The following is an 11,567-nucleotide window of genomic DNA, read 5'->3' as shown; positions in this document are numbered from 1 at the left end:
ATTTTTGATCGGATAACGCCGAAATAGGCGATCGGATTAGACCGAAATCAGTGATCGGATTGAACCGAAATGGGTGATCGGAATGGGCCGGAACATGCAGGATTAAAATAATATCAGATAATTCAATTAAATATGTGATGAGAACATTCAGATGAATGTTTCGTCCTGTCCACGTAATCTAAAAAGAATCTATATGCTTAACTATTCACAAACAACGCCATCACCATCACCGACGTTTAGGGGAAGTGGACAGTCTTACTTAAGTGAGTATAGCTATAGCGTGTTGCGCTCGCCAGAGAAGGTAAAATCTTTCTAGGAATAGAAATGGTTAAAACTATGACTTGTTGTATTTTTTATCCGCGTGACGTGCAGCGATATAAACAGCAAAACACAAAACGGCAATAACTGAAACAAATGCTATGCCAATAATAAAATGTACACTCATGAAAATCTCCATAGTCTCTTTACTTGAACACACTAGTGTGTACTAGCTCATATCTGATCTTACAATTTTGATGAATAAGTTTGGACTTCATCAGACAGACAGCTATGAGCGAACAACGCTCATCTAAACGCTTGAGTGCATTTTCTAAGTCTTGTTTTGAGTTGATTGATTTTATCGATGTGATAGCCATATCGTAAAGGCTCAACCAGCTTTAAGGAGCTTGAGTGAAATTGTGGTTTTCTTCATAAAAAATATCAAGCTATTTAGCCTTGTTGTTGTCGGAAGACAACATTTATGCGTACCGTGATATGTAACAGATACTTGGACAAAAGTTACTTAGTGAAGTGTTTAGTTTCGCTGGTGAAGATCACACAAACTTTCAAAGCTGTTTTGGGACTAGTGAGGGTTTTCCGACTAAAACCGCGTGTAGAGGGTAACAGCAAGAGTACTTAGTTAGTATACAACTTGCTGTTTTTTATGAGGTTGCAAGATTGAGAAGCTAATTTAAACTATCAGTCTATTTTAGTATTGTTGCGCTAAAGCTTTGAATTCGCCTTCAATCAAAAGCGCTTCTTCACGCCAATTTGCAAAGAGGTTCTTACGTTCGTTGCTCGCTGCAATGTTCTCATTTAGTTCGAGCAACTTGTTTGTTAGCTCTATGTAGGTTGGGAAAAACTTTTGTTTAAACTCATCAGAACCAACTAACTCTAGCAACTCTTTCCTTTGCTTATTGAAATCCTCTTCCATTTTTCCAACAGCTTTAATGAACTCCTGTTCTTTTTTATATTGGTCATAGGAATCCCAAACTTCTAGCGCAATATTTGCAAAGGCTAATGCTCCGTTTAAACCCTTTGCTAAATTTATGGCGCCATAAGGTTTGAATTTCAGAGCTTTACCAATGTCAAAGCCAATTGTTTTAGCAACAGAAACGATACCATCTCGTGTTGCAATGACCGTCTGATTGTTAATGAAGTTACCTTTAAGGGCGTGATTTATACCACTTTTACCTAGCTCTCTCACCGTCGTATTAAAATGATTTACTTCCCCATCAAAACTTGCGTTCATTTTTTCGACATTAAGTGTAATCGCCCCTATTTGCCTATCAAATTCACTTTGCAACTTTTGGTTGAGTACAATTCCCTCTGAACCAATTTCTCGCTCACAAAAGTCTGCAAACGTCGCCAAGCTACACCCTTTGACTTGCATAATAAGGTCTGTAAAATAACTTATTATAAATTCTCTTAAATTCGTTCGAGAGACGCTAATTTGATGTTCAGTAGTTTGTAACTGGCCCTTTAGACGAGCTTGCAATTCATTTAGTCTTTCAACTTCTTTTGATACTTTTTCATCTGTTTCAATTGCTACTGGCAATTGCTTATAAAGTACATCACTTATGATGCTAGAACGCATATCATAATCTAGTTCATCGACTCCTCCACATGTTTGAATTTTATGGTTGGTAGCCTCTTGTAAATTTGAAATATGTGAAAGTGCTTTAAATTCATCAATATTACTTAACCAATACTCTATACCTTGGTCAAAGGGGTTAGCAGCAACAGCAACTATGGATAATGCCTCTAATTCTTCTTGACTTAACTCAATCATATCCTGAAGACGACCAGTTATATTTTCACGCTTTATTTTTAAATTGGACTGATAGTCAACCTCGTCCTCAACGTCAGCAACTTCATCAAACCGGCTCAGCACGAAGATAGTTCGAGGCAATAGATTTAGCGTGCGGAACAACCATTGTAAATCTTCTTTGTGGCTTTCTTTAATGGGATTGGATGAATTCATTACATAAAGCACCAAATGCGCTTCACTTACGTGCTTTTTAGTGATGTCTTTGTATTTTTCTAAGGTATTCGTATCTGCATTAACTTGCTCTTTAAACCCAAACAACCCAGGAGTGTCTATCAAAACAAAGTCACTACCTACTTCGTATACTTTGACTTCATTGGACGATTCTTGATGGCTTATTTTCATTGTCGACTTATCAAGCTTTTCCATCCAAGCTGCTGCAATGGATGTTTTACCTTCCGAAAAGCCACCGATAAGTGCAACTTTTAGTTTATCACCCTCTACCTTCTTTAAATTACTTTGTAATTTACTTATAAATTCAGGATCTATTTCAATGCCGATTTCTATTCCCTTTTCCAGAAATAACTTTAGTCGCTCTAGTAATTTAATCTCTTGTGCTTTGATCTCGTTAAAGCTATCCAGCGTCCTTTTCATTAACATTCTCCAATATGATCAATTTGTTTCGAAAGTAATTTCAGTGATTGATTCGAGCGTTCAAGTAACACTTTAGTTTTTATCACCTGTTTTACTGGTGCCCTAAGTTCAGTTTCAAGCTTGTAAATTGAAGCTTGCATATCGCTTTTACCTTCGTCTAGACTGTTTTGCAGCGCTTTTTTTAGTTCATTTTCTAAATTACGTAGATTCGTATCAGAAGCCTTTTTCTGTTCAGACATTTTGAAATCGTTATTGAAATAACCCCATGTAGCTTTTCCAAAAGCAAGTACGGCAGAAAACGCTGCTGCTCCAGTTAACCATAAGCTTGTACCTGCTGTGAATGGGGCCAACGCAGCTCCTATTAAAGCTCCCAAAAGTGCACCTTTTTTGAGCCCGCTATCCATATTGAGTTTTATATTGAACTTAGCGTCAAGTTTGCTTTTTCCAAGCTGGCCTGCAACAGATAAAAAGTCTTCACTTAACTCACTAAAGCGTTCAAAAATTGACACAACAGAAGATTCAAACTCTTTAACAGACTTTTCAATTATATTAGGTAATTGAACCTGAATGTCGTTAATACATTTATCAACTTGACTTTCAAGGCTTTTTTTAAACTGCTCATTTTTGACATCTTTATCGATTTCACTATATATATTCTTTCTGGTATTTTGCACAGCAGATCTAATAAGATCATTTCCTTTGCCATACAGTTGAGAGTTTAAAATTGCATAACTAGCTTGCAATTGATGGCACGCACTTTCACTATTACCACTAACATTCTCCGCCACCACTTTATAAACTCTTTCAATATCATCTAAATAATGAGTAGTACGTTCTAACTCACCTTTAACCTTATTAAAATTAGCTTTCTTTATTTTACTCTGACCATTAAGTAACAATTCATTTTTTAATAACTGAATGAAAGCACTTAACTGTGAACGTTCTAAAAGACTCCCAGCTGAGAAATCTTCAAGAAATTTATTTCGCTTTCTCAACATATCCGAATTTGGAGCAAAAAAATCGGTCGAGGCAATAAATGCAGTTAGCGCGGTCAAAGGAAATGAGCCTTGGTAATTAAGACCAAGCTGTTCAGCCATTTTGTTATCCATATCAACTAAGCTTGCTTGCTCATCGTCGGTTAAGAGCTCAATATTCTTAAACGCAAATTTAGGATTCGTGATTTTTTTGTTAAAAATCGACCACACTTCAGTCTGTGTACCTAAATGCTTTTTAATTTTTTCTAATGTGCCTTGTCGTTCTGAATCGCCAGTTTGCGGTCGAGCGGCTTTATTCGTTACGTAAAAAACAGCGTGTGCACTTTGTACCGCTTTTTCAATTTCAGTAGCTACAAGACCTTCCTTACCTTCTATGCCAGGCACGTCAAGTAGATTAAATTCACACTGTTCAATATCAAAGCAGTAACTTAACGTTTTACGAGTAAAGTCCGCTCGACCATCACCAATAATTTCACCGTCTGCACAACTATTCAGCTCTAGTTCTAAAGCAGAAACTTGTTTCGAAGCAGATTCAAGTTGTTGACTTGCTAGGCTCTTGGTTTGTTCAACTAGACCTTTCTCACGCTCCAAAGCCTTTATAGGAACATCAAACTTTTTTATAAAATCAGCGTGCCTTTCTTCGCGTAACGATCGTGTCTCACTCAGCCTGTTTTGTGCAGCGGCTATCTTTGCTTCCTCAGCGGCACTTATATCTTCAAGTTTTGGAAGACTTGAGATAGCTGTTAAAAACTCGTCCTCTTCTGGTAGTTTTTTGAAAACATTTACGATTTTTTGCCACAGTGATGCTTGTGCCTTTTTTTGAACTATTGACCGCTGTAACTCGGCAACTTTGTCCTTAAGGGTTGAAAGTTCGCTTTTTCGAGCTTGTGCCGCTTCTTCAGCTTTTTGAAGTTCAGTGCAGAGTATTCTTTCTGATACTTCAAACTCCTGCTCCAACTGACTTTCTTCTCTTTGATATTGCTCGGACAGCGAATTCAGTTGCTCATTTATCTGCTCTAAATCTTTATCTAATGTAGATAGTTTTTCTTCTATCTCTGGTAATTGACAAATAGCCTGATCATAAGAATGTTTGAGTTTTCGGAATGCGTTACGCTTTTCAAGCTTTGTAGGCTCGTTTAAAAGTATGCGCAACGTTTCAACCAGTGTAGATTTACCTGCACCTGTTTCACCATAAAATGCAATTGTAAACGTATTCCACTCCGAGTTTCGCTCAAGTTCTTCCAGTCTGTTTTTTAACTCAACTTGAAGACCAACAATTTTATCGCGTGCATCCTCTTGTGCTTTGTTGAGTGATTCATCTGATGACTCTAAGGATAAGCTAGTGACTAGCTTTAACAATTCAATATTGATTTTGTCGTAAATGTCTTTAGGGTTTTCTAGTTTGATATTCATTCTAATTCTACTAACGTCCAAGTCTCGCGAGACAAGTCACCATTAAGTCAATTCCATTAACTTAAGAAATGGCAGTGCAATTGCGGTATAATATCACCTGTTTTTTGTATCAGCTCAATACTCAAAAGGTCATGAGCGGATAATGATGGTGATTTAATCGTTTTTGATGTACCAAGGTAGCAGCGCCTCGATTTGCTCAACGGTTTCTGCGTATGGTAACTGAGTAAGAAGGGTATGTAAGTATTGGTATGACTCGAGACCATTGAGTTTCGCGGTTTCCACCAAGCCATAGCAGGCGCACTCGCATTTGCCCCTTGCGGGGTATCGGCGAACAACCATGCTTTTCTGCCAATCACGAACGGACGGATCGCATTCTCAGCCAAAATATTACTGATACGAAACTTGCTGTCGCCACAGTAAACCACAAGCCTCGACCATTGGTTCAGCGTATACTTTATCGCCGTGTGCGTTAAGCTATTTTTAGGGATCTTGCTGAGATTGTTTTCTAAGAAAGCTTTCAGCTCATTCAATAGCGGAACACTGTGCTCTTGTCGGTAGGCCACGATATCTTCCGCTGTCATTGCGTACTGTTGCTCTTTAAAAGTATTGAGTTGGCGCTCCACACGATACAGTTTATTTATGATGCCAAGGACGATGTCCGCTTTACTGATTTTCGTTTTTTTACCCTTAGGTTGCGCTTTTTGCGCTTCCACGAACTTGCGACGAGCATGGTCCATGCAACCCACATGAGTCAGTCCGTATTTCTCACACACAGCATTGTACCCCGCATAACCATCGGTTTGCAGGTAACCTTTAAAGCCGTCAAGCAAGTTTATCGGTACTTCACCGCTGCGTGACGAGTCATAGTGGAACAGAACACTTCTCTGCTCTTCTGGCCCACCCAGTGACACCCACATGTATTTGTCGGAAGTGACCGCTTTATTCGGCTCTTTCAACACCTGAATGCGGGTTTCATCCATCGCGACGATGTCGCCACTGTTTTGGTACTCTCGTAGCAAATTCATCAGTGGTTGAAACACCTTGGCGGACTTGATGACGTAGTTCGCCAGCGTCGCCCGTGAGATGTAGCCCCGTAACGGTTGAGCATCTTTTCGATGCGATACAGCGGAAGACCATCGACATATTTGGCGGTAAGGACATGCGATATCAGACCAGTACTGCCTAAAGAGCCTGGCAGCGGATGTTTAGGCAGCGCAGCCGCCGCCATGGATTAACCATCGATGCTCTCGAACACCGCCTTTTCTTGCATGTACTCCAACCCCCGGATTTTTGCTGGCACGATATCAAGCTCTTCTTTTACTTTGGCGAAGAAGGTACTTTTCGCACCAGTCTTCTCTTCATCCGTTAGGTAAAGGAAGATTTGCTCACGCGGTAGGCCAGACGACAGAGGTTTGCGGCCACGAGGCTTTTTGCTGCTCTCTTGACCGTTTTTTTATCTTGGTCTTTCTCGTGTTGTTCAAGCTCAGGGGCAGTGCACAGTTCCGCTTCATCGAACTGCAAAAACTGGTTAACGTTGGTTTTTCTGAGCTTGGCATGAAGCGCGTGATTTTGAGGTGGCGAACGACTTCTTCCAGAATGTCAACTCGAGACGAGAGCACGCGCAATTTGTTTGACTGAGATTGAAGCTGTGATTCCTTCTCTGTTAATTGAGTGCGAAGTTGCTCAATTTCAGCTAAATAATTCGTTGAAGAAGTCACAGTAAAATCGCCTTTAAAGCCTTGAGGAAACAGGGTTTATTCTATCAAAAATAGCAGATAAAGTCGCTAAAATAGTGACTCATAATTCAGTTTTTTTATGCCCTTGCATCAGTGATATCTAAGTCACTCAAGGTGCCGTCGCTTTTATTGCTCCACATTGTTCGATGTGTCAGCGTATCATCGTAAGTGGCTTTATTAAGTTTACAAGATGCCCTTTTCTGCGAACACTCTGCCTTGTCAACTTGTTTTAAATTGTATAGCGTAAACTGCTCTCATCGTTCATATCGAGTGATAGCACAGCTAAGTGCATCTATAAGCAAAAGGTTGCTATCGTAGTCCTCTAACAAAAGTTCCATGATATCTAAAGCTTTTTGGTGCTCTTCTTCGTTATTTATAATGCTTAATATTGGAAATTCACTTTGAAGTTGCTGTCCCATTTCTCGCAATTTTAAGAGAGCATCACTGCTTTTTTGCATAGTCTTTACCGCATTTTCGTCGTCAGAAATGGCAGCAAATATACTCTGATATTGAAGAGCTTCAGCTCCCCCTGTTTGCTGATCATGCTCAATGGCTTTTTCACTTAGTACAGAGTCATCAGCTACTTCATCAATGAGTACTTTTTCGCCTATTGGCCACTTAAAATCGTTTTGGCTAAGAATATCTTCTAGCGTGTACTTGTTTGTGATTAGTTCACGTTTTTCACACCAATCTCGCGCTAACACATCAAAAAGCTCTGCAGGTATTTTCACCGAAACCTGCGAATCTAATATCTCAACTGGCAACGGCATAGAATGCGAAACGGCAATATCCATTTGGAAAATACTCCCGGGGGAGAGTGCTTCATTATTGCCAGACTCATTATTATCTAGCTGATAGAGGCACAATGCGGTGGAGGCCTGTGATATCAAACTTTTTTTGCTCATACTCTTGTCCTAAAATTATCAGCCTCGCTAAATTAATGGTTGGATTCTGAACTTAAATACTTGCTCACACCTCAATATAAACTCAGTGGCTTATTTAGCTTTTGGCGATGCTGATTAAACTAACCTAGGCTGCAAGCACAGAGCCGTCAACTTAAACAACATATGTCGATACGTAGTGAACTTAAATTAGTGTCGCAGCCTTTTTAGGTAACCAATATAATCACCAACATCAGTAATTATTCTACTTCAAATTGACGTGGTCAACCAAAATTGACCAACCCAGTTAAGCTACTTTTTTCAATTTCTTCATGTCCGCCTCATATTGATTTGGACTTCTGTAATCTAGATACGAATGCAACCGTTCAGGATTATAAAATGTTGTGATGTATCGCAGCATATCTTGCTGTGCTTCATAACGAGTTTGGTATTGTTTCCAGTGCACTAGCTCTTGCTTCAAGCTACCGAAGAAGCTCTCAACCACACTATTATCCCAACAATCACCTTTACGACTCATACTGCCAACAAATTGGTGTCCTTTAAGCAAGCGTCGATAGTCTGCACTAGCGTATTGGCTACCGCGATCTGAATGGACAACCAATCCCGCTTTTGGATTACGCTGCCATATCGCCATCGTTAACGCGTCACACACCAATTTAGCTTTCATTCTTGAACCCATACTCCAGCTAACTACTTTCCTTGAGTAAAGATCAATAACAACGGCCAAATATAACCAGCCTTCTTGTGTCCAGATATAAGTAATATCCTGCACATAAGCTAGATTGGGTGCATCAACATCAAATTGTCTGTCGAGCACATTGTCAAATATTGGTAACGTGTGGTTGCTGTTTGTCGTGACCTTATATTTTTTCTTGTAGCGAACTTGCACGCCTGCTTCTTTCATCAGTCGGCGTGTAAGACGCCTACCAATAGGGTAGCCCAAACAATTCAGTGCTTTTTGCATTCGTCGACTGCCATAACTATGCTCACTGGCTTTGGCAATCTTGTGCATCCATTCTACTATTTCTTTTCGCTTGTCATCATCCGTTGTAGGTTGATGTTGAGTTTTCATATATCTATAAAACCCATTGCGCTTTACGCCTAGTAACCGGCACAACCGATCAACAGGATAGGTATTCTTTCGCTCGGCGATAAACGCGTATTTCACTTCATTTCTTTGGCGAAGAATACAGATGCTTCCTTTAGGATGCGTTTGTCCATTTCAAGCTGTTTCACCTGTGCTTTCAGCTTTCTGATTTCTGCCTGCTCTGGCGTCAGTTTACCGTTTCCTCTGAACGCATGGCCGTCATCATCTTGTTGAAACTCTTTGACCCAGCGGCCAATGATTTGCTGACTCACATCCAACATTTTTGCGACTTCAGAGCGCGTGTGACCTTGATCTAGCACCAGGCTCACAGCATCCAGTTTAAATTCTTTCGTATACCGCTTTCTTCCGGCCATTTACTTTCTCCAGCTAAAGTTCAATTATATCCTTAACTGGACTGGTCAACTCAATTAAACCACCTCAAATATAGTGAAATCGTTCATGCTGACAATGAACTCTCATTAAACCTTGCTTTTTATTCAGTCAGTTAAAATTCAGAGCTTTACATCTGCATTCCATCGCGTATACCATGATTGTCCGCAATACGATAAAACTGTACGATTTTCAGTCATTTGAGGCAGAGTCATACCTGCTCTAGTGTGCGCTAAATAGATAAAAATTCAATTAATAAGGACATTTCGCAGTAGTAATGGAAATACGCGATTATGAAGAGTTCGAGCTTGAACCACTTACTGATTCGGAATTAGTAAGTATTCTCCAAAAACGTTGGGAATTAGACGATACCGAATTTAATGTTTGGGGAGAACTTAAACCACTTGGTGATGTTAGCCAAGGGTATCTCACAAACGTAAGAGCTATTGGTAGTGGCACTATTCTCACTTATCCCCTGAAGGGGCACAGTAACAATTGTGAATTCTATGTTCATCCTCAAGACGCCTCTAAATACGGGCATAGAAGAAATAGCAGGCTTATAAGGTGCCAGCTTGTCTTGTCCCCCAAAAAAGAGCGTCAAAAGCATCGAATTCCTTTTGAAATGAACGTCAAGCTAGGGAGTTGTTCTGAACTCAAAGAACTCCCCAGCGGCACTTCCATTGAAATATTAAACGCCGACGACAAGTCACTTCACATCACAAAGACTCTTTATGACTTTCATCTGAACAAAATCCAAGAAAAATTAGCACTCGCTACAGATGAATTAAAGACTGCGACAGAAAACGAATTGAATCTGCTGCAAGCACAACGCGACGAAGAGGAATCTAAACGTGATAGCGCAATCACACTCAATCGCACGCTTGCAGAAAAAGAGCAACAACTTAAAGACTCTATTGAGTTAATTGAAACCGAAAAACATGCTTCAAAAGATGCATTGCTTAAATTACAAGATCAACTAGCCACATTTGAGGTCGAAATGAACCAGAAGATAAAACGACTCAAGAGTTATGTTTCCGATAAAGCAAAGTTTCTAAAAACATTTGAGTTTATTGACGAAGACGACCTCGAAAATTTCTTGCTTGAATCAAATGCTACTGGCGCTCAGATAGACGGGCTGAGTTTTAGAGATGATTTCGGCAACGACTACGAACGCGCTGTGTCATACATACAAGCTCATCTGGTTGAAAATGATATTCTCTATCCCCGCCATATTATCGAGAATTATCTAACTCTGCTTAGAACGAAAGATTTGATTATTCTTGCGGGTGACTCTGGCTCAGGTAAGACAAACCTAGTTAAGTCATTTGCAAAAGCCGTCGGTGGTAAATCCGTTATTGTGCCCGTTAAACCTAACTGGACATCCAGGGAAGATTTATTGGGATACTATTGTCGATTGGCACCCTAATAGATCCACCCATTTGCGGCGTAATGGATCCACTTTAAACCGTCATTTTCGCCCTCAAACAGGGGGATTATTTCTTGCTTTTTTCTCCTCGTCCAGTCTGATTTTTGTTCTCACGTAATTTGCGATAGCTTTCGCCCTCTAAAACCAATCGATAGGCATTGTGTCTGAGCCGATCGAGCGTGGCAGCACCAAGCAGTTTATTTGGGAATGCCTGACCCCATTCGCTGAAGTCCAGGTTGCTGGTGATGATTGTAGATTTTTGTTCATATCGTTCATCGATTAAGTCGTGGAAGTCTTCATCCTGAGGGGATTTAAGAGGCTTTAAACCGAAGTCATCAATGATGAGTAGGTCTACTTTAGCTAACGTCTGGAAGCGTTTCTCATAGGTATTCGTGGCTCTGGCTGCATGCAAGTTCGCAAGCAGTTTTGCCTGAGTGAAGAACAGTACATCTATGCCTTTTTGTACAGCACAATGCCCGATGGCTTGTGCCAGATGGCTTTTGCCCGTGCCGCACGGGCCTGCGAGCAGCACCGCCACATGTTCATCAATAAACCGGCAATCAGCCAGTTCATTGATATAGGCGCGGTTCAAATTGGGATTAGCATTCAGATCGAAGCTTTCCAGGGTTTTATTGCTCCTAAAGCCGGCACGTCGCAGACGTGTGGCATACTTTTTCTGATCACGCCTTGCCACTTCGTCCTGCACCAGTAAAGCCAGGAAGTCGGGATAACTGAGTTGATGTTCAATGGCCTCACGATTACGCATCGTTAATGAGTCCGTCATACCAGAGAGGCGCAGTTGTTTCAGTAATGGCGTGAGTTCGGGGATCGGGTTGATCATGGGGTTCTAGGGATTTTCCCCTCTAAAAAGACATAATCCTCTGTAGACCACACCAATAAATGGCTGCGGAGGTGGTTTACTTTCAGCTTGGAGCCTA

The 11,567-nt window shown here is 40.5% G+C and carries 7 protein-coding genes; 1 reads left to right on the top strand and 6 read right to left on the bottom strand.

Annotation, left to right across the window (positions count from 1 at the left end; genetic code table 11):
• Window positions 1-967: 967 nt before the first annotated feature.
• The 5 genes from MHM99_RS19800 to MHM99_RS19780 form a co-directional block, all read right to left on the bottom strand.
• The gene (locus tag MHM99_RS19800) at window positions 968-2,680 is read right to left on the bottom strand and encodes a LeoA/HP0731 family dynamin-like GTPase (protein ID WP_187447942.1); all 1,713 of its coding nucleotides are present in this window, start codon (window positions 2,678-2,680) and stop codon (window positions 968-970) included.
• On the bottom strand, window positions 2,680-5,088 hold the full coding sequence (locus tag MHM99_RS19795) for a hypothetical protein (protein WP_239220367.1): 2,409 nt from the start codon (window positions 5,086-5,088) through the stop codon (window positions 2,680-2,682). The genes MHM99_RS19800 and MHM99_RS19795 overlap by 1 nt, the downstream gene beginning before the upstream one ends.
• A gap of 56 nt (window positions 5,089-5,144) precedes the next feature.
• Window positions 5,145-6,173, bottom strand: a complete 1,029-nt coding sequence (locus tag MHM99_RS19790; protein ID WP_343213294.1) for an IS66 family transposase — start codon at window positions 6,171-6,173, stop codon at window positions 5,145-5,147.
• A gap of 905 nt (window positions 6,174-7,078) precedes the next feature.
• Window positions 7,079-7,729, bottom strand: a complete 651-nt coding sequence (locus MHM99_RS19785) for a hypothetical protein (RefSeq protein WP_187447910.1) — start codon at window positions 7,727-7,729, stop codon at window positions 7,079-7,081.
• Between the two features lie 283 nt (window positions 7,730-8,012).
• Window positions 8,013-9,187 (bottom strand): IS3 family transposase gene (locus MHM99_RS19780; protein ID WP_239220366.1). Its coding sequence is split into 2 segments (ribosomal slippage): window positions 8,013-8,917 and window positions 8,917-9,187, totalling 1,176 coding nucleotides; the frame shifts between segments, so codons are not numbered across the junction.
• 293 nt (window positions 9,188-9,480) lie between these two features.
• Here MHM99_RS19780 and MHM99_RS19775 point away from each other — a divergent pair.
• Window positions 9,481-10,629, top strand: a complete 1,149-nt coding sequence (locus MHM99_RS19775; RefSeq protein ID WP_239220365.1) for a hypothetical protein — start codon at window positions 9,481-9,483, stop codon at window positions 10,627-10,629.
• A 67-nt stretch (window positions 10,630-10,696) separates the two neighbouring features.
• Here the strand turns inward: MHM99_RS19775 and istB are convergent, their stop codons facing one another.
• Window positions 10,697-11,470 carry an IS21-like element helper ATPase IstB gene (gene istB / locus MHM99_RS19770; protein ID WP_222936755.1) on the bottom strand — a complete coding sequence of 258 codons (774 nt, stop codon included), beginning with the start codon at window positions 11,468-11,470 and terminating at the stop codon, window positions 10,697-10,699.
• Window positions 11,471-11,567 lie beyond the last annotated feature (97 nt).

Source organism: Alteromonas sp. MmMcT2-2 (genome assembly GCF_022348305.1).
In the GTDB taxonomy this organism is placed as follows: domain Bacteria; phylum Pseudomonadota; class Gammaproteobacteria; order Enterobacterales; family Alteromonadaceae; genus Alteromonas; species Alteromonas macleodii.
The sequence above is the reverse complement of the archived record's forward strand: the minus strand, read 5'-3'. Positions and strand labels throughout refer to the sequence as shown.